At 71.2% G+C, this 18,609-nt stretch carries 15 protein-coding genes; all 15 read right to left on the bottom strand.

What is annotated here, in order from left to right:
• Positions 1–2: 2 nt before the first annotated feature.
• Entirely contained in the window at positions 3–1,877 is a 1,875-nt protein-coding gene (gene dxs, locus ACIBCM_RS04350) for a 1-deoxy-D-xylulose-5-phosphate synthase (protein ID WP_399240051.1), read from the bottom strand.
• A 283-nt stretch (positions 1,878–2,160) separates the two neighbouring features.
• Positions 2,161–3,183: an adenosyl-hopene transferase HpnH gene (gene hpnH / locus ACIBCM_RS04345; RefSeq protein WP_399240049.1), complete on the bottom strand. Its 1,023-nt coding sequence runs from the start codon at positions 3,181–3,183 to the stop codon at positions 2,161–2,163.
• 5 nt (positions 3,184–3,188) lie between these two features.
• Positions 3,189–3,842 (bottom strand): 1-hydroxy-2-methyl-2-butenyl 4-diphosphate reductase, encoded by a 654-nt coding sequence (locus ACIBCM_RS04340; RefSeq protein ID WP_399240047.1) that lies wholly within the window; start codon positions 3,840–3,842, stop codon positions 3,189–3,191.
• The gene (gene shc / locus ACIBCM_RS04335; RefSeq protein WP_399240045.1) at positions 3,842–5,866 is read right to left on the bottom strand and encodes a squalene--hopene cyclase; all 2,025 of its coding nucleotides are present in this window, start codon (positions 5,864–5,866) and stop codon (positions 3,842–3,844) included. The genes ACIBCM_RS04340 and shc overlap by 1 nt, the downstream gene beginning before the upstream one ends.
• 160 nt (positions 5,867–6,026) lie before the next feature.
• On the bottom strand, positions 6,027–7,103 hold the full coding sequence (locus ACIBCM_RS04330; RefSeq protein WP_399240043.1) for a polyprenyl synthetase family protein: 1,077 nt from the start codon (positions 7,101–7,103) through the stop codon (positions 6,027–6,029).
• A 47-nt stretch (positions 7,104–7,150) separates the two neighbouring features.
• Positions 7,151–8,536: a hydroxysqualene dehydroxylase HpnE gene (hpnE, locus tag ACIBCM_RS04325; RefSeq protein ID WP_399240041.1), complete on the bottom strand. Its 1,386-nt coding sequence runs from the start codon at positions 8,534–8,536 to the stop codon at positions 7,151–7,153.
• 112 nt (positions 8,537–8,648) lie between these two features.
• Positions 8,649–9,587, bottom strand: coding sequence for a presqualene diphosphate synthase HpnD (gene hpnD / locus ACIBCM_RS04320; protein ID WP_399240039.1), 939 nt, complete (start codon positions 9,585–9,587; stop codon positions 8,649–8,651).
• 8 nt (positions 9,588–9,595) lie between these two features.
• Positions 9,596–10,525 (bottom strand): squalene synthase HpnC, encoded by a 930-nt coding sequence (gene hpnC, locus ACIBCM_RS04315; protein ID WP_399240037.1) that lies wholly within the window; start codon positions 10,523–10,525, stop codon positions 9,596–9,598.
• A 473-nt stretch (positions 10,526–10,998) separates the two neighbouring features.
• Positions 10,999–11,787, bottom strand: a complete 789-nt coding sequence (locus tag ACIBCM_RS04310) for an ABC transporter ATP-binding protein (RefSeq protein ID WP_399240035.1) — start codon at positions 11,785–11,787, stop codon at positions 10,999–11,001.
• Positions 11,780–12,709: an ABC transporter permease gene (locus tag ACIBCM_RS04305; protein WP_399240033.1), complete on the bottom strand. Its 930-nt coding sequence runs from the start codon at positions 12,707–12,709 to the stop codon at positions 11,780–11,782. The genes ACIBCM_RS04310 and ACIBCM_RS04305 overlap by 8 nt, the downstream gene beginning before the upstream one ends.
• A gap of 100 nt (positions 12,710–12,809) precedes the next feature.
• Positions 12,810–13,700, bottom strand: a complete 891-nt coding sequence (locus ACIBCM_RS04300) for a glycosyltransferase family 2 protein (protein ID WP_399240031.1) — start codon at positions 13,698–13,700, stop codon at positions 12,810–12,812.
• On the bottom strand, positions 13,697–14,476 hold the full coding sequence (locus tag ACIBCM_RS04295) for a CDP-alcohol phosphatidyltransferase family protein (RefSeq protein WP_399240029.1): 780 nt from the start codon (positions 14,474–14,476) through the stop codon (positions 13,697–13,699). The genes ACIBCM_RS04300 and ACIBCM_RS04295 overlap by 4 nt, the downstream gene beginning before the upstream one ends.
• Positions 14,454–15,515, bottom strand: coding sequence for an iron-containing alcohol dehydrogenase family protein (locus tag ACIBCM_RS04290; RefSeq protein WP_399240027.1), 1,062 nt, complete (start codon positions 15,513–15,515; stop codon positions 14,454–14,456). The genes ACIBCM_RS04295 and ACIBCM_RS04290 overlap by 23 nt, the downstream gene beginning before the upstream one ends.
• On the bottom strand, positions 15,503–16,255 hold the full coding sequence (locus tag ACIBCM_RS04285; RefSeq protein WP_399240025.1) for a sugar phosphate nucleotidyltransferase: 753 nt from the start codon (positions 16,253–16,255) through the stop codon (positions 15,503–15,505). Before ACIBCM_RS04285 ends, ACIBCM_RS04290 begins: the two co-directional genes overlap by 13 nt.
• A complete protein-coding gene (locus ACIBCM_RS04280) occupies positions 16,252–18,114 on the bottom strand; it encodes a DUF5941 domain-containing protein (protein WP_399240788.1) in 1,863 nt (620 codons plus the stop codon). The genes ACIBCM_RS04285 and ACIBCM_RS04280 overlap by 4 nt, the downstream gene beginning before the upstream one ends.
• Between the last annotated feature and the right edge of the window lie 495 nt (positions 18,115–18,609).

The raw sequence follows: 18,609 nt of genomic DNA, 5'->3' as shown, positions 1-18,609 counted from the left end.
CCTCAGCTCTCCTTGACTGCCATGGCGGCACTGATCCGTCCCGCGATCTCCACCGGGGTGAGACCGATGTCGGCGAGCACCTCAGCGCGTTTGGCGTGCGCGAGGAACTGCTCGGGAATGCCGAACGTCCGCACCGGAACGTCGACGCCCGCGTCGCGCAATGCCTGGGCGACCGCCGAACCGACGCCCCCGTTACGGCTGTTGTCCTCCACCACCGCGACCAGCCGGTGCGGGGCGGCCAGCGGTGCGAGCTGTTCGTCGACCGGCTTGACCCAGCGGGGGTCGACGACGGTACAGGGGATTCCGCGTGCCTCCAGCAGTTCGGCCGTCTGGAGGCAGACCGGCGCCAGCGCGCCGACCGAGACCAGCAGGACCCCGGGGTCGGGGGCGCGGTGCAGGAGGTCCATCCCGCCGATCCGGCCGATGGCGTCGATCGGCGGGCCCACGGACTCCTTGGGGAAGCGCAGCACGGTCGGCGCGTCGTCCACGTCGACGGCTTCCCGCAGTTCCTCGCGCAGCCGCTCGGCGTCCCGCGGCGCGGCGATGCGCAGCCCGGGGACGACCTGGAGGATCGACAGGTCCCACATACCGTTGTGGGAAGGCCCGTCGGTGCCGGTGACGCCCGCGCGGTCCAGGACGAAGGTCACCCCGCACCCGTGGAGGGCGACATCCATCAGCAGCTGGTCGAAGGCGCGGTTGAGGAAGGTCGCGTACACGGCGACGACCGGATGGAGTCCCGCGGTGGCGAGCCCGGCGGCACAGACCGCGGCGTGCTGCTCGGCGATGCCGACGTCCCAGACACGGTCGGGGAAGCGTTCGGCGAACCGGGTGAGGCCGACGGGGTGCAGCATGGCGGCGGTGACGGCGACGACGTCGGGCCGCTCGGCGCCGATGTCGGCGATCTCCTCCCCGAAGACGGCCGTCCATGAGGGGCCGCCCGCCGGGATCAGGGGTGCACAGGTCAGCGGGTCCATCACCCCGACGGTGTGGAAGCGGTCGGCCTCGTCCTCAAGGGCGGGCTGATAGCCGCGGCCCTTCTCGGTGAGGCAGTGGACCACGACCGGGCCGTGGAACCGCTTGGCCCGGCGCAGCGCGGATTCGACGGCGGCGGTGTCATGGCCGTCGATCGGGCCGACGTACTTGAGGCCGAGGTCCTCGAACATGCCCTGGGGCGCGAAGGCGTCCTTGAAGCCCTTCTTGGCGCCGTGGAGGGTTTCGTACAGCGGCTTTCCGACGACCGGGGTACGGCCCAGGACCTCCTTGCCCCAGGCGAGGAACTGCTCGTAGCCGTCGGTGGTACGGAGGGTGGCGAGGTGGTTGGCGAGACCGCCGATGGTCGGGGCGTAGGAGCGCTCGTTGTCGTTGACGACGATCACCAGCGGGCGGTCCTTGGCGGCGGCGATGTTGTTCAGCGCCTCCCAGGCCATACCGCCGGTGAGCGCGCCGTCGCCGATGACCGCGACGACGTGGTCGTCCTTCCTCAGGACCTCGTTCGCCTTGGCGATCCCGTCGGCCCAGCCGAGGACGGTCGAGGCGTGGGAGTTCTCGATGATGTCGTGCTCGGACTCCTCACGGGACGGGTAGCCGGAGAGCCCGCCCTTGCCCCGCAGTTTGGAGAAGTCCTGGCGGCCGGTGAGCAGCTTGTGCACATAGCTCTGGTGGCCCGTGTCCCACAGGATCTTGTCCCTCGGGGACTCGAAGACCCGGTGGAGGGCGATGGTCAGCTCGACCACGCCCAGATTGGGGCCCAGATGCCCACCTGTTCTGGCCACCGCGTGGATCAGGAACTCTCTGATCTCCCCGGCGAGTTCACCGAGTTCGGGGCCGGTCAGCGCCTTGAGGTCGCGCGGGCCCCGGATGGTCTCCAGAATCGTCACGTTCGGTCCCCCTTCGCTTGCCCTGCGGTTCAGCTCACGGTGACGGCGGGCTGTCCCGGCGTCACCCCGTCCTTCTCCATCTGTTCGGCGATGCCCGCGACCTCGCCGGAGAGGGTCCCCGGCTCCGGCACCGTACTGATCACCCCTTCACCGGGATCCGTCGCCCACGCCCGCCGGCCCGACCCCGATGCGCCGCGATGTGCGGCGCATCGGGGTCGGCCGGGGCCGGGCTCCGGGGATCCCCGGGGAGCTCCGTCGCCCGGGCCCGCCGGCCGGCATCACATCACCCGCGGTTTCCCGTGACGGTCTCCCGTGCCGCCCTGATGGACTCCTTGAGGGAGCCCATGGTGGCGAGGACGGCAGTGGGCTCGTAGCCGCAGTGCGCCATGCAGTTGGCGCAGCGCGGATCCTTGCCCCGGCCGTACTTGTCCCAGTCCGTCTCCTCGATGAGCTGGCGGTAGGTCGGGACGTAACCGTCGCTCATCAGATAGCAGGGGCGCTGCCAGCCGAAGAGCGAGTAGTTGGGGATCGCCCAGGCCGTGCAGGGGAAGTCCGCCTTGCCCTCCAGGAAGTCCAGGAAGAGCGGCGAGTGGTTGAGCCGCCAGCGCCGCCGGTTGCCGCCCGCGAAGGACTTCTTGAACAGCTCGCGGGTCTGCTCCACACCGAGGAAGTGCTCCTGGTCGGGCGCCTTCTCATAGGCGTACGCGGGCGAGATCATCATCTCGTCCACCTTCAGGTCGTCATTGAGGTAGTTCAGTACCTCGATGACGGTCTGCGGGGTGTCCGTGTTGAAGAAGGTCGAGTTGGTGGTGACCCGGAAGCCGCGGCGCTGGGCCTCCTTGATCGCCGCGACGGCCTCGTCGAACACCCCCTCCTTGGCGACCGATTCGTCGTGCCGCTCCCTGAGGCCGTCGATGTGGACGGCGAAGGCGAAGTACGGAGACGGGGTGAATTTCTCGATCTTCTTTCGGAGCAGCATGGCATTGGTGCAGAGGAAGACGTACTTCTTCCTGGCCACCAACTGGCGCACGATCTCATCGATCTGAGGGTGCATCAGCGGCTCTCCGCCGGCGATGGAGACCATCGGCGCGCCGGACTCCAGTACGGCGCCCACCGCCTGCGCCACCGGCATACGCTGCTTCAGCACCCCGGCCGGGTGCTGGATCTTGCCACAGCCCTCGCACTTGAGATTGCAGGCGAAGAGCGGTTCCAGCTCGACGATGAGCGGGAACTTCTCACGCTTGCGGAGCTTCTGTTCAAAGAGGTAGGTCCCGACCCGGATGGTCTGACGGAGCGGCATGGCCATCTAGCTCACCTCCTGGGGAGCAGCAAAGAACGGTGCCATTCATGAAAAGCGGGTAGTACGGCACGAAGAACACGGAAGGCCGATATTCCACCGCGCACTGTGCCGATACGGACGAGTTCATGCTCAGGAGCGTCCACGACCACTCGGACGGCCGCAACCGGGCGGGGCCCGGTCTCCAGCGCGGCGCGGAGCGTGGCGGCCGACTCCATGTCGACCGCGACGGCTCCGGTGGCCCGCAGCCGCGCCCGCTCGGGGCCGCGGACCACATGGTCCGAGCCGATGAGCGGGCCGGTGTGCACCGTACGGCCGGGCACGGCCCGGGCGACGGCTTCGATCAGCGCCCGGGTACCCGGGCAGACCGTGGCGGAGCCGTCCACCCGGGTCTCGCCCGCGACCACCAGATCCCCGGGGTGCATTCCGGGGGCGAGTCCGGCGCAGAAACCCGACGCGACGACCGCCGCGTCCCGCAGCGGGCTTGTGCCCAGGGCACCTCGCACGGCTCGTTCCGCGTTCCGCGGGCCCATGCCGGTGCGGAGCACGGTCACCGGACCCCGCGCGCCGCTGTGGTCACCGCCGCGCAGGGCGAGTCTCTCGATGCCGAGCGCACAGGCGATCAGCAGCGGCGCACGGGGGCCCGGCGGCCCCGGGGATGCCTCCATCAGCCCCCCTTGCCGCGGCGGGCGACGGTGGGTTCTCCGTACACATAGCGGCCGAGCGCGGTGAGGGGGAAGACCTGCCGGTAGAGGTGGTAGTTGATGGAGAAGTCCCAGGGGAAGCCCGTGCCGGTGAACTGCGGCTCGTCCCAGGACCCGTCGGCGCACTGGGTCTCGGCCAGCCAGGCGACACCCCGCTCCACCGACTTGCTCTCCCGCTCCCCCGCCGCGAGCAGCGCGAGAAGTGCCCAGGCGGTCTGGGAGGCGGTGGAGGCGCCCTGGCCGATCCACTCGTCCTGGCTGTACGAGCGCAGGTCCTCGCCCCAGCCCCCGTCCGGGTTCTGTACGGTCTCCAGCCAGCGGACCGCACGGCGGATCGCGGGGTGGGAGGCGGGCACACCGGCGGCGGTGAGCGCCGGGAGCACCGAACCCGTTCCGTACAGATAGTTCACGCCCCAGCGGCCGAACCAGGCGCCGTTGGGCTCCTGTTCGGCGAGGAGCCACTCGATACCGCGCCGGGCGGACGGGTGGTGGGCCCGTCCCTCGTGGGCGAGCATCTCCACCACATGGGCGGTGACGTCCGCCGAGGGCGGGTCGACGACCTTGCCGAAGTCGCAGAACGGCAGCCGGTTGGGGAACGGGCTGGTGTTGTCGGCGTCGAACGCTCCCCAGGCGCCGTTGCGGGACTGCATGCCGAGCGTCCAGCGCCCGCCGCGCGCCACGGCGGCGTCCACCCGGGCCGGGTCGGGATGGCGCACCCTGCGCAGTGCGAGGATCACCTCGGCGGTGTCGTCGATGTCGGGGTAGTTGTCGTTGTGGAACTCGAACGCCCAGCCGCCGGGTGCGAGACCGGGCCTGCGTACGGCCCAGTCGCCCGGCCGGACGATCTCCTCGCCGAGCATCCAGTCCGCGGCCCTGACCAGCGCCGGGTGATCCGCGGGGACGCCCGCGTCGGCAAGCGCGACCGTGGCGAGGCAGGTGTCCCAGACGGGCGACTGACAGGCCTCGATCATCCGGACGGGGGCGCCGCCGGGACCGTCCTCGCTCCAGATGGCGAAGCGGTCCAGCGACTCCAGCCCGGCCCGCATGACCGGGTGGCCGAGGTCGTAGCCCAGCAGATGCAGGGCGATGATCGAGTAGACGGCGGGCGGCTGGATGCCTCCCCAGCAGCCGTCGCTCTCCTGGCGCTCGACGATCCACCGGGCGGCGGCGTTCATCGCGACCTTGCGCACCCGCCGGGGCGCGACGCGGTGGTAGAGGCGCAGCGCTTTGTCCGCCCGCTGGAAGAAGCCGTCCCAGCTCATCGCGGGAGCCATCGCCCTCGGCGGGTTGGGCACCCGGGGGTCGGTGTGCAGTTCGTCGAGGGCGAAGGGCGCGGGCCGTACCGGCCGCTTCGCGGAGACCACGGTGAGCGGCACGATGGTCTGGCGGGCCCAGCAGCCGAAGTCGTAGATGTTGAGCGGGAACCACCTGGGCAGGAAGATCAGCTCGGGCGGCACCTCGGGGAGGTCCTCCCACTTCCACCAGCCGAACAGCGCGAGCCAGATCCGGGTGAAGACCCGGCTCGCCGCCATGCCGCCCTGCTCCCGGATCCACGCGGAGGCACGGGCCATATGGGGCTCGTCGGGGCGGTCGCCGGCCAGTCGGAGCGCGACATACGCCTCGATGGTGGTGGAGATCTCGCCGGGGCCGCCGTAGAAGGTGGCCCAGGTGCCGTCGTCACGCTGCCGCCCACGGATGAAGCGGGCCGCCGCGTCGGTGGTGCGGGTGTCGCGGATACCGAGGAACTCACGGAGCAGCAGGTCCTCGGCGTCCATGGTCACATTGGTTTCCAGGTCGCCCTTCCACCAGCCCTGGGCGTCTTGTTTGCCGAGCAGATACTCGACGGATCGTTCGGCGGCCCGCCGTGCGATCTCGGGCGGATCGCTCGCGGAACTGCTTCTGACGGGGGTTGGGATCGATGTGGTCTCACTGGCCGAGGCGGCGCGGGCCCGGACGGGCCCGCTGCTTCCGTCGGTCGTCGCTGTCATGGCTTCCCCTTCGGTGCAGTAAGGCGTGCTCTGCTGTGCTGGGGTCTCCGTCGGCTGGTGAAACGGTTATCCGGTCACCGGCCGGCGACTGCGATGGGTATGTCGGTGGACGCGATAGCGATCATCTCTCTCGTGGGGATCGGTTGGCGGGGGTGGGACGTCATCGCTTCCGTACGACGACGAAGTCGGCGAGCGCGACCAGTTGCGCCCGGACCAGGGCCGGCATGTCGATGCCGTTCAGGGCCTCGATGGCGACGGTGTGCTGGCGGCGGGCCTCCTGGGAGGTCCACTCGCGCCCGCCCGCCCGCTCGATGAGGGCCGCCCTGGTGGCGAACTCCTCCTCGGAGAAGCTGTCGAAGTCGTTGCTCTTGGCATCGGCCGCGAGCAGCTCCCCGAGACGCTCTGAGGCCGGTCCCCCCGCGGCGAGCGCGGCGACGACCGGAAGGGACTTCTTGCGCTGGCGCAGATCGCTCCAGGTCTGCTTGCCGGTGGCGACCGGGTCGCCCCAGATGCCGAGCAGATCGTCCACGGCCTGGAAGGCGAGGCCGAGGTGGTAGCCGTACTTCTCCAGCGTGTCGGCCGTGCGGTCGTCCGCCCCGCCGAGGACGGCGCCGATGGAGACGGCGCAGGCGAGCAGCGCGCCCGTCTTGTTGCCCTCCATCTCCAGGCACTCCTCGACGGTGACCCGCTCACGGTGCTCGTAGGAGATGTCCTGGGCCTGGCCGTCGATCAGCTTGCGGGTGGCGGTGGTCAGCCGGCGGGTGGCGCGGCCCGCCTCGACGGTGCCGAGCTCCAGCAGGACCTCGTTGGCCAGCGCGAACAGCGCGTCACCGACGAGGATGGCCTGGGCGGGCCCGTGCACCTTCCATACGGTGTCGCGGTGGCGGCGCTGCTCGTCGCCGTCCATCAGGTCGTCGTGCAGCAGCGAGAAGTTGTGCACCAGCTCCACGGCGACGGCGCCGGGGACACCCGCCTCGGGCGCGGCTCCGGCGGCCTCGGCGGACAGCAGCGCGAGCGCGGGCCGTACGGCCTTTCCGCCGTCGCCCGCGGCCGGCCGGCCCTCGGCGTCGATCCAGCCGAAGTGGTAGGCGGCGACGGTGTCCATGGGAGGGGCGAGGCGGTCGACGGCGGCACGCAGCACCGGTGCCGACATGGCCCGCGCGCGCTCCAGCAGCGCGGTGACGTCCACGCTCCCCGCGTTGTCGTCCGGCGGGCTCGCCGAAGGCACAGTCGGCACGGTCTCTCCCCTGGTTTCGGTTGCTCCGGTTACTCCGGTACGTGGGCTCACGCCGCCTCCTTGAGAGGGTGTTCATGGGGACGGCCGAGGGCTTGGAGCGCGGCGGCCGCGGCGGTGAACCCGCTGCGTACCGCACCCTCCATGGTCGCGGGCCAGCCGGTGGCGGTCCACGCGCCCGCAAGGTACAGGCCCGGCGCGCGGGTGCGGGCCCCGGGGCGGAGCCTGCCGACGCCGGGAGCGGGCGCGAAGGTGGCCGTCCGCTCCCTGGTGACGAAGAAGTCGCGCACCCGCGCCTGCCGGGCGGGTGGCAACAGCCGTTCCAGCTCGGGCAGATACCGCTTGCGCAGCTCGGCCACCGGCGCGTCGATCTCCTGCTGGGCGGCGGACTGGGAGACGGCCAGATACTGGCCCTCGCCGAGCCCGGACGCCTCGGTGCGGTCGAAGACCCACTGGACGGGAGTGCCGAGCGCGGCGAAGAACGGCCGGCGCAGCACCTTGCGGTCGTAGAGGACATGGACGTTGAGGATCGGCGCGGTGCCGATCTCCAGGAGCCGGTCGGGCGCGTCCAGCGCTCCGTCGGGCAGCAGGGCACGGGTCTCGCGCTGTGCGGTGGCGAGGACGACGGTGTCCGCCTCCAGCGGCGCGCCGCCGGTCTCGACGCGCCAGCGCCCGTGGTCCGCGCGGACGATCCCGCGGACCCGCGTGGAGATCTCGGTGCGGACCCCCGCGGCGTCCAGGGCCTTGCGGGCGAGGGTGTCGTGGAGTTCGCCGAGCGGGACCCGGGCCCAGCCGATGTCGGCGGCCCCGGGCTCGGAGAGCAGCCCGGTCTTGAAGACCATGGCGGCCAGGGCCATGGAGACGTCGGGCGCGCCGGCGTTCAGGGTCGCCACGCCGACGAGGTCCCACAGGGCCTCGATGGTGCGCGGCGACTGCCCCTGACGGCGGAGCCAGGTCGCGAAGTCGATGCCGTCGAGCGCGGGGTCGGCGGGGTCGAGCCTGCCGAGCGCCAGGGCGGCCCGGGAGACGGACGCCCGCTCGGCGAGCGAGAGATGCGGATAGCCGGCGAGGGAGGCCGCGAGGTGGAGCGGTACGGGCAGCGCGGTGCGGCGGAGCCGTCCGAGCCGGGGCCGGCCGGGGCGCCCGATGTCGAGCACGGGCACGTCCAACCGTTCCTGCACGGGGGCGAGAGCGGCACCGCCGACCCGCTCCAGGAACCAGCGGTAGGCGGTGCAGCAGCGCAGATAGACGTGCTGTCCGTTGTCGACGGTGAGGTCGCCGCGCTGGAAGGAGAAGGCGAGGCCGCCCAGTCGCGGGCGGCCTTCGACGAGGGTGACGCCGACCCCCGCGTCGGCGAGCTGGAGCGCGGTGGTGACTCCGGCGAGGCCGCCGCCGACCACCACCGCGTGCCGGGACCGCATGTCGTCGTCCGTCATGCGACCTCCCCTCGGGCCGTCGGGTTCTGGGACGCCGTGTCGGTGGATACGGTTGCGTCCCGGTCAATTGTGTACGGATACGGCATCGGGTGACACCTGGAGATCCGGGTCATCAGCCACGCCCCCGGGGGGACTGCCGGGTGATGTGCCGGGCGTCGAGGCCGGAGAGGCCGCGCACGGCGACGTACGCCTTCTCCCGGCCGGGCAGCGAGACCCGGCCGCGCAGCACCGCCTCGGGGTCGCGTTCGATGCGGTCGAGGAGCCGGCGGTAGATCCCGGCCATGGCCGCGACACAGGCACCGCTGCGGCGGTCGAGCATGGGCAGCAGCCGGTAGCCCTCGGCGAAGAGCGCGCGGGCGCGGCGCACTTCGAAGTGGACGAGCCCGGTGAAGTCGGAGCCCGACGGCGGGGTCGCGGAGTGGAAGCCCGCGGAGCAGCCGAACTTGGCGAGGTCGTCGGCGGGCAGATAGGTCCGCCCGTTGGCGGCGTCCTCGCGAACGTCCCTGAGGATGTTGGTGAGTTGCAGGGCGAGTCCGAGGGTGTCGGCGTACTCGGCGGCGCGCTCGGTGCCGCGCGCGCCGTCCTGGGTGCCGAACACGCCGAGCGAGAGCCGCCCGATCGCACCCGCGACACACCGGCAGTACACCTTGAGGTCGTCCCAGGTCTCGTATGTCTCGCCGTGTACGTCCATCAGGACGCCGTCGATGAGTTCGTCGAGTCCCTCGATCGGGATCGGGAAGCGCCGGGACGCGTCCGCCAGGGCGACGGCCACGGGATCGGTGTCGTCCTCGGCGACGGCGTTCCCGCGTACGCGCTCCAGCAGTTCGCGGGTGGCCTCCAGCCTCTCGCGCTTGGCGTCCGCCGCCAGCGGGCCGTCGCCGATGTCGTCGACGCGCCGCGAGAACGCGTACAGCGCCGACATGGCGTGCCGTTTGTCGGTCGGCAGCAGTCTGATGCCGTAGGCGAAGTTACGTGCCTGCCGGCCGGTGACGGCCTCGCAGTAGCTGTAAGCGGCCTGCACCGGGGCCGATACGGTGGGGGGTCCCTCCATCGTCCGGCTCACCCCTCTCTACGCGCTCTTCGCAAGACGGCCGCCACTTCACGCAGCAGCGTCGCCTTGGCGGGTTTGGGCGGTCCGGGCAGTACGTCGTGTCCGGCGGCGGTGATCGCGGCGAGGGCGGCGTACCCGCCACCCGTGAAACCGGCGAGCAGCAGCCGCAGCCTGCCGTGGACGCTGCCCACGAGAGGCAGCCCCTCGTCCAGCAGCCGGCGGGCCCGGTCGGCCTCGAAGGCGATCAGGGCACGCACCGAGGCACCCCCGGAGGGTGCCCGGAGATCGTCCTCGGTGACATGGAACCGCCGCATGTCCTCGGCGGGCAGATAGATCCGGTCGCGGGTGAGATCCTCGGTCACGTCCTGGAGGTGCTCGATGATCTGCAGGGCGGTGCACACGGCGTCGGAGCGGCGCAGCCGCTCGGGGGTGGCGGTCCCCGTGACCTGGAGCACCAGCTGCCCCACGGGGTTGGCGGACAGTTCGCAGTAGGCCGCAAGTTCCCCGTAGGTCTCGTACCGCCGCACCAGCTGGTCCTGGCGGTTCGCCCCGATCAGGGCGGTGAACGGCCCGGGGGTGAGCGAACGCCGGCGCACGACCGGGACGAGGGCGCGCAGCAGCGGATGGCGCGGCGGCTCCTGCGCGGGGCCGAAGACGCGCCCCAGATCGGTTTCGAAGGCGTCGAGCAGGGCGAGGCGGTCGTCCGCGTCGGCGGGGTCGGCACCGAGCCACCGGGCGTCCGCGCCGCCGGGCGCGAGATCCCCGTCGCCGATGTCGTCGACGAGCCGGGCGTAGCCGTACAGGGCCATGAGGTCGTCGCGCCATGCCCGGGGCAGGAAGAACGGGGCCACGGGGAAGTTCTCGTGCGCGGCCTTGTCGAGGGTGACGCGCGCGGGGTCCGCCGGGGAGGCCGTGCGCTGTTGTCGGGTGCCGGTCATACGGGGCTGCCTGGTGCGGGGACGGCGAAAGCCTCGCGGAGCTGGAGATTTTCGATCATTGCCGTCACATCTCCCGTTCTACACTGCCGATCCAATCCATCCTATTTCGGACACGCCGCCGGTATTCCCGACTGATCGGTGACCGCCCCGCGGACAGGGTGCCGAGGGGGTATCGCCCCAGTTGCCGTGATTCAGCATCCGTACAGCTTACGTTGTACAACGCCCACTGATACGCAGGGGTGTTCCGGTCATTACAAGAACATCGCATCAGAGGTCAACCTTCCCTCGGGGCCTCGGACTTGACGGGACGCCGACGCTCCGGACGAGCGTGCCGGTAGCGGCCCGGGGGCGTCGCCGTCGACTGGCAAGACGCAGGAAGACCCCCGTCCGGATGTCACGGCGGGGGTCTTGATCGGGGCCGGACCCGCTCGGGCCGTGTCGTCCCCCTGCGGTCACGGGGTGCCGGTCCCGTTCTACTTGCGGGTCTCCGCCTCGTACGCCTTCAGGACGTCGGCCGTGGGGCCGTCCATCATCAGGACGCCCTTCTCCAGCCACAGGACACGGTCGCAGGTGTCCCGGATCGAGCCGAGGCTGTGACTGACCAGGAAGACCGTGCCCGCGTGCTTGCGCAGCTCGCGGATCCGCTGCTCGGAACGGATCTGGAACTTGCGGTCCCCCGTCGCCAGCGCCTCGTCGATCATCAGCACGTCGTGATCCTTGGCCGCCGCGATGGCGAATCTCAGACGCGCGCCCATGCCCGAGGAGTAGGTCCGCATGGGCAGGGTGATGAAGTCGCCCTTCTCGTTGATGCCGGAGAAGTCGACGATCCCCTGGTAGCGGTCGCGGATCTCCTCGCGTGACATGCCCATCGCGAGGCCGCCGAGGACCACATTGCGCTCACCGGTCAGATCGCCCATCAGCGCGGCGTTCACACCGAGCAGCGAGGGCTGGCCGTCCGTGTAGACCTTGCCCTTCTCCGTGGGCAGCAGCCCCGCTATGGCCCGCAGCAGGGTCGACTTGCCGGAGCCGTTGGTCCCGATCAGGCCGATCGCCTCGCCGCGGTGGGCGGTGAAGCTGACACCCCGCACCGCGTGCACGGTACGGACACCGCGCTGCTCGCCCCCCTTGCGCCGCTTGACGATCCGGCTGAGGGCCGCGGTGGCGCTGCCCTTGCCGCCGGCCGCGCCGCGGACCCGGTAGACGATGTGGACATCGTCGGCGATGACGGTGGGAACCCGTCCGGGGTCGGTGTCCTCAGCCACGGCCGTAGCGCTCCTCGGCCTTCCAGAAGTACACGAAGCCGAAGACGCCGAACAGAATCGCCCAGCCCAGCGCGAAGGCCCAGATGTGCGGGGGCAGGTTCTCGGAGCCGTACCCGTCGATCAGGGCGAAGCGGACGAGGTCCATATAGACCGCGGCCGGGTTCCACTGGAGGATGTCGGCGATCCAGCCGGGCTTGTCCTTGAGCATCACCGGGATGGAGAACATCACACCGGACGCGTACATCCACGTCCGCATGATGAACGGCATCAGCTGGGCGAGGTCCGGGGTCTTGCTGCCGAGGCGGGCCATGATCAGCGCGAGACCGGTGTTGAACCCGAACTGGAGGACGAGCGCGGGCACGATCAGCAGCCACGACAGCTGCGGATAGCTGCCGAAGCCGATGGCGATCAGCACCAGGACGATCATGGAGAACAGCAGCTGCTGGAGCTGCTGGAGCGCCAGCGAGATGGGCAGGGACGCCCGGGGGAAGTGCAGCGCGCGCACCAGACCGAGATTGCCCGAGATCGACCGGACCCCGGCCATCACCGAGCTCTGGGTGAAGGTGAAGACGAAGACGCCGGTCACGAGGAAGGGGATGAAGACCTCCTTGCTCATGCCCCTTCCGGAGTTCAGGATCAGCCCGAAGATGAAGTAGTACACGGCCGCGTTGAGCAGGGGCGTGACCACCTGCCACAGCTGGCCGAGCTTCGCCTGGCTGTACTGGGCCGTCAGCTTGGCCTGCGAGAACGCGAGGATGAAGTGGCGCCGGCCCCACAGTTGCCTGACGTACTGCACCAGCCCCGGGCGGGCACCGCTGACCGCCAGACCGTACTTGGCGGCGAGCTGCGCCGGGGACAGTGAGTCGTCGGCGGACGGCCGTGCGGTCGTCGTGACCGCACCGTCTTGGGTTGTGTCACTCACAAGTGGAAACTTTCGTCTTCGAGATGCGCGGCAGAGGGGGCGCGGCCGCGGGCGCCGCCGGATTCCCGGTCGCGCCCGAAGCTCTCAGGGCCCAAGCTTGTCAGATCACGGGAGGACGGCCCAGTCGGGTGAGCCGCCACACGGTACGCCACTTCATGGGCCGGCGCGGACCACAGGGTTTGCGCCAGCCCTCGGTGAATCCGCCCAGCCATGCCCTCAGGGCCGGGGCCGACGGCCGCCGGGCGAGGGTCAGCAGCACCCAGACGCCGAGATACAGCGGGACCAGGGGCGCGGGCAGATTCCGCCGGGCCAGCCAGACCCGGTTGCGGGCCACCATCCGGTGGTAGACCGCGTGCCGGGAGGGAGGCGTCCTCGGGTGGAACAGCACCATGTCGGAGCGGTAGTCGATCATCCACCCCGCGTCCAGCGCCCGCCAGGCGAGATCGGTCTCCTCATGGGCGTAGAAGAACTCGCCGGGCAGCGCTCCGACCTCGGCGAGCAGCCGGGTGCGGACGGCGTTGGCGCCCCCGAGGAAGGTCGTGACCCGTGAGGAGCGCATCGGGTCGGAGGCCCGCAGCCTCGGCACATGGCGGCGCTGGGTGAGCCCGGTCTCGGGGTCGGCGATCCGGAAGCTGATGATCCCGAGCCGGGGATCGGCGGTGAGGGCCTCGCGCACCAGTTCGGCCGTGTCGGAGTTGGGCAGCAGCCCGTCGTCGTCGAGGAACAGCAGCGCGTCGACCTCGGAGCCGCCGGGGCCGAACGCCTCGATGCCGACATTGCGCCCGCCGGGAATGCCGAGGTTCTCCGGCAGCTCCACGGTGCGCACGTCCGGGAAGTCCCCGACTCCGGTGACGGGCGCGCCGTTGCCGACCACGACGACCTCGATCGGATCGCCCTTCTGCCGGGCGACCGACTCCAGCAGCGCGCGCAGATCGCCGGGGCGGTCGCCCATCGTCAGGACGACCGCGCCGAGCTTGAGACCGGCCGTCATCTGAGCCTGCTGGAGGCGAGGATGGACACGAGGTGCAGCAGCGTCTGGACGACGGCGATACCGGCGAGGATCGCGATCCCGAGGCGGGTGAAGAACAGATCGCCCCGGACCGTGTCGAGGACGGCCGCCACCAGGATGAACAGACTGGCCTCGATACCGCCGACGAGCCGGTGGAACTTGAGGGCGGCGGCGGCGCGGCGGGCGAGCGCCAGACCGGAGGACCGGGGCACGGACGCCTCGTCCTTGACAGCGGGCAGCCCGCTGCGCTGGCGTGCCACATCGACCAGATCGGTCTCGGCCTTGATCAGGATCGCGCCGAGCGCGGCGACCGTGCCGAGGAACGCCCACAGCCACTCGGCCCGTCCGCCGCCGAAGACATCGGCCCCGCGGACGCCGAAGCCGACCAGCAGGGCCGCCTCGCACAGATAGTGGCCGATCCGGTCGAGATAGACACCGGTGATCGACGTCTGCTTGCGCCAGCGGGCGACCTCGCCGTCCACACAGTCGAGCAGCAGATAGATCTGGAACAGCACCACGGTGACGATCGCTCCGGTCAGCCCGGGGATCAGCAGGGTGGCGCCGCCGATCACACCCACCACGACCATGAGATAGGTCAGCTGGTTGGGCGTGATCCTGGTGTTCACCAGATACGGATCGATGTGCAGCGAGATCTCCCGCATGTACAGACGTCCGGCCCAGTGCTCGCCGCTTCTCCGGTCCTTCACTCCCTCCGGGTGAACGACCGGGCGGAGTTCAGCTACGGATGGTCTTGGCATAGTCGGCGTACGCGTCCCTGATCTGATCGGTGGTGAGGTCAAGGTGCTCGAGGATGGTGAAGCGGCCCGGTCTGGTCTGCGGCGCGTACTGGACCGCCCGGACGAACTCATCGGCGCCGAACCCGATTTCCTCGGGCAGCACCGGGAGTCCGTGCCTGCGCAGTACCTCGGCGAAGAGACCCGACTGCTCATGCGCTCCGCGCAGATACATGGCGAAGGCCGCGCCGAGGCCGACCTGTTCGCCGTGGCTCGCGGCGCGCTGCGGATACAGCAGGTCGAAGGCGTGGCTGATCTCGTGACAGGCCCCGGACGAGGGCCGGGTGTCCCCGCTGATCGACATGGCGATACCGGTGAGGACGAGGGCCTCGGCGAGAACCGTGAGGAACTCGTCGTCGCCGATGCCCGCCGGGTGGCGCAGTACGGACTCGCCCGCCGTACGGGCCATGGCGGCGGCCAGTCCGTCGACCGGTTCGCCGTTGACGCCGTGGGAGAGTTCCCAGTCCGCGATCGCGGAGAGATTGGAGATCGTGTCGCCGATGCCGGAGCGGATGAAGCGGGGCGGGGCGTCCCTGATCACGTCGAGATCGATGACCATGGCGATCGGGGTGGGCAGGCCGTAGGAGCCGCGGCCGTTGTCGTTGTCGAGCGTCGCCACCGGCGAACAGATGCCGTCGTGCGCGAGGTTGGTGGCCACGGAGACCATCGGCAGGCCCACCCGGGCCGCCGCGTACTTCGCCACATCGAGGATCTTGCCGCCGCCGAGGCCCACGACGGCGTCGTAGCGCTTGCCCTTGATGGAGTCGGCCAGCTCCACGGCGGCGTCGATGGTGCCGCCGTTGACCTCGTACCAGTCGGCGCCGGGCAGGGCCGGGTCGAGCCGGTCGCGCAGCGCGCGGCCGGAGCCGCCGCTGATGGCGACGGCGAGCTTGCCGGAGGTGGAGATGCGCTGGTCGGCGAGGATGGCCGCCAGATCGTTCAGCGCTCCCGGCCTGATGTCGACGACGACGGGCGACGGAATGAGCCGGGTCAGTACTGGCACGCGATCTCACGGCCCTTCGCGAGGTCGTCGTGGTTGTCGATCTCCACCCACTTCACATCCCCGATGGGGGCCACGTCGATGGTGAAGCCGCGGTTCACCAGTTCCTGGTAGCCGTCCTCGTAGTAGAGGTCGGGGTCGCGCTCGAACGTGGTCCTGAGCGCGTCGGCGAGGTCGGCGGCGGCCTCGGGCTCGATCAGGGTGACGCCGATGTACTCACCGGTCGCGGTCGCCGGGTCCATCAGCTTGGTGATCCGGCGCACTCCCCCGCCGTCCTCGGCGACGACCTTCATCTCCTCGTCGGCGAGGCGCTTGACCGTGTCGAGGGCGAGGATGATCTTCCGTCCGCCGCCGCGGGCGTCCAGCAGGGTGCGCTCAACGGAGACGGGGTGGACGGTGTCGCCGTTGGCGAGGATGACGCCCTCGCGCAGGACGTCACGGGCGCACCACAGGGAGTAGGCGTTGTTCCACTCCTCGGCCTTGTCGTTCTCGACGAGGGTGAGTCTGACGCCGTACGCGGACTCCAGCGCCGCCTGCCGTTCGCGGACGGCCTCCTTGCGGTAGCCGACGACGATCGCGGCCTCGGTGAGACCGATCTCGGCGAAGTTGGCGAGGGTGAGGTCGAGAACCGTCTTGGCGGAACCGTCCTGCTCGGGGCCGACGGGCACGAGGGCCTTCGGAAGCGTGTCGGTGTAGGGGCGAAGACGCCGTCCGGCACCGGCTGCCAGTACGAGGCCGATCATGCGGGTTCTCCTTCGTCATGTACGGCGGGTGCTGCGGAGGACACCCAGAAGCGGATGCTCTCCACCAGCACCACGAGTGCGACGGCGAGGGCGAGTGCCGTCAGCGCGATGGTGAAGTCCTCGGCGGTGACCAGGGCGGCCAGCAGCGCGACGGCCAGGATCCGGCCCTCGTGCCCGCCGATGGCACGCACCAGGGCGCGCGGCGGCGCGCCCGTGCCGCCGCGAATGCGGTACACCGTGTCGTAGTGATGGTAGGCGACGGCCGCCACCAGGCCGAAGGCCGCGGGCAGGGCCCCCGCCGTATCAGCGCGGACGGCGAACGCCAGGACGGCACCGTACTCGGCGGCCCGGAACACCGGGGGGACCAGCCAGTCGAGCGGGCCCCCCAGCGGGCGGGCGACGGCCAGACCGGAGGTGATCACATAGAGGACGGCCGCGGCGACGGGCGCGTACGAGCCGTGCTCGGCGAGCGCGGCGGTGGTGACCAGGGCCGCGCCCCCGAGGAGGGCGATCACCGGCGGGGCCATCGCGGGCAGGGCACGCACCAGCCGCCGTCCCGCGCGGGCGACGGCCTCGGCGAGGGGGCCGGAGTCGGCGAGATCCGCCAGCGCGCGGGTGGCGCGCTCGGTCCTGCTCGCCTTGCGCGTCAGGGAGCGCAGCAGCCGGCCGGCGGTGGTGTAGCAGGCGGCGAACGAGCAGCCGGCCAGCAGGGCGTAGAAGACGATCCGGGGGGTGGTGACGGCGGTCAGCACGGCGATCATGGCCCACCGCTCGCCGATCGGGAGCACGATCATCCGGCGGACCCACACGGTCCAGCCGACGCTGTCGAGCCGGTCGGAGAGGGCGGCGGTGGGGCTGGTGTTGGACACCGCGTCGTGGTTGGCCTCGTTGAAGGAGAAGTCCACGACATGACGGCAGGTCTGGAGGACCATCGCCGCGAGGGCGAGCGCCCACACATCGTCCCCGCCGCGGGCGGCGCCGAGGGCGAGCCCCGCGTAGTAGGCGTACTCCTTGGCGCGGTCGAACGTGGCGTCGAGCCAGGCGCCCATCGTGGAGTACTGGAGGGAGTAGCGGGCGAGCTGGCCGTCGGTGCAGTCCAGCACGAAGGAGAGGAGGAGCAGCGCTCCGGCGGCGATGAATCCGCCGCGGGTGCCGGTGGCGGCGGCCGCCGCCGCGATCAGCGCGGTGACCAGGGACGCGGTGGTGACCTGGTTGGGGGTGAGCCCCCGGCGCGCGCACCAGCGGGCGAGATAGCGCGAGTAGGGGCTGATGCAGAACGTGGTGAAGAAGCCGTCCCGGGCCTTGACCGCGGAGCGCAGCCGTACGGCCTCGTCGTCCACGGCGGCGACGGCCTGGCGGGCCTCGTTGCGCCCCTGGGGGTCCTCGGGCACGGTGGCGACGAGGGATCCCAGCTCGGGGCGGTGTACGGCGGTGCCGTCGGCGACGAGCGCCTCGGCGAGCCGGTCCGGGAGGGGCGCCTGAAGGGTGCCGGAGCGCGGGGAGGTCTCCAGGGCGCCGTCGCCCCCGGCGCGGGACACGGGGGCGGAGAGCGGGTTTTCGGCCAGAGAGCCCGTGAGGGCGCGCGTGAGTGCTCCGCGTGCCCCGGGCTGCGCCGTCAGCGCGCCGGGGATCGCGGCGGCCGGGAAGCGCGGGTCCGTGAGGCCCAGACGCAGCGAGTGGACATGCCCGACGAAACGGGTGTCGACCACGGCGACGCGATCGGTGGCCGGGACGGAGGCGAGCAGCGCGGCGGTCTCCTCCGTACCCGGAGAAACCCGTACGTCGAAGCCCAGCGACCGCAGATCGCCCTCGAGCGACGAACCGGGCACGGGCGGACCGGTGAGGATGGCGGTCGACAGACGAACTCACTCCTTGGAACCGAGGGTGCGGATGCGCGGCGGCTCGGCCCGGTGCACGGGCGGCGGCTCGTCGGCAGAGGCTATCGGATGTGTTCAGGCGGTCGCTCACCGGCAGTTCACGGCCCGCTCGACACGGCGGGACGCCCGGGAGGCCCCCGCCCGGAGATCATCATCGTCGATCGGACGCCCGGCCCACAAACCGCGCCCGGAGCCGGGAGCCGGGCCGCCACCGGGGGCACCCGGACCCGTACACGGAGGTCGCCGGGTACAGGACGGATAAAAGAGATATAGGGGAACGGCGTAGGGCGGGGACCACGGCGGGGCGGACCCGGGACGACGGGCGGGCCGGGGACGACGGGCGGGGCGGACCCGGGACCGTGGCGGGCCGGCCTGCGGGAGAACCCGCGGTGATGCGCTCGCGAGCCGGCCGGACGCGGCGGCCCGGGCTCCGGACAGCTGTGGCCGGGAAGGTTCGCCCGTGACCCCCGGCACTCG

The organism is Streptomyces sp. NPDC051018 (genome assembly GCF_044456085.1).
Taxonomy (GTDB): Bacteria; Actinomycetota; Actinomycetes; order Streptomycetales; family Streptomycetaceae; genus Streptomyces.
Note: the sequence above shows the minus strand (reverse complement) of the source record. Positions and strands in the feature narration are given on the sequence as shown.

Excerpts from the sequence above, each read along its gene's own strand:
- ACIBCM_RS04340 (WP_399240047.1), bottom strand. The coding sequence starts at position 3,842 with ATGGAGGCATCCCCGGGGCCGCCGGGCCCCCGTGCGCCGCTGCTGATC.
- hpnE (WP_399240041.1), bottom strand. The coding sequence starts at position 8,536 with ATGACGGACGACGACATGCGGTCCCGGCACGCGGTGGTGGTCGGCGGC.
- shc (WP_399240045.1), bottom strand. The coding sequence starts at position 5,866 with ATGACAGCGACGACCGACGGAAGCAGCGGGCCCGTCCGGGCCCGCGCC.
- hpnD (WP_399240039.1), bottom strand. The coding sequence starts at position 9,587 with ATGGAGGGACCCCCCACCGTATCGGCCCCGGTGCAGGCCGCTTACAGC.
- ACIBCM_RS04285 (WP_399240025.1), bottom strand. The coding sequence starts at position 16,255 with ATGATCGGCCTCGTACTGGCAGCCGGTGCCGGACGGCGTCTTCGCCCC.
- ACIBCM_RS04300 (WP_399240031.1), bottom strand. The coding sequence starts at position 13,700 with ATGACGGCCGGTCTCAAGCTCGGCGCGGTCGTCCTGACGATGGGCGAC.
- ACIBCM_RS04295 (WP_399240029.1), bottom strand. The coding sequence starts at position 14,476 with ATGCCAAGACCATCCGTAGCTGAACTCCGCCCGGTCGTTCACCCGGAG.
- hpnC (WP_399240037.1), bottom strand. The coding sequence starts at position 10,525 with ATGACCGGCACCCGACAACAGCGCACGGCCTCCCCGGCGGACCCCGCG.
- hpnH (WP_399240049.1), bottom strand. The coding sequence starts at position 3,183 with ATGGCCATGCCGCTCCGTCAGACCATCCGGGTCGGGACCTACCTCTTT.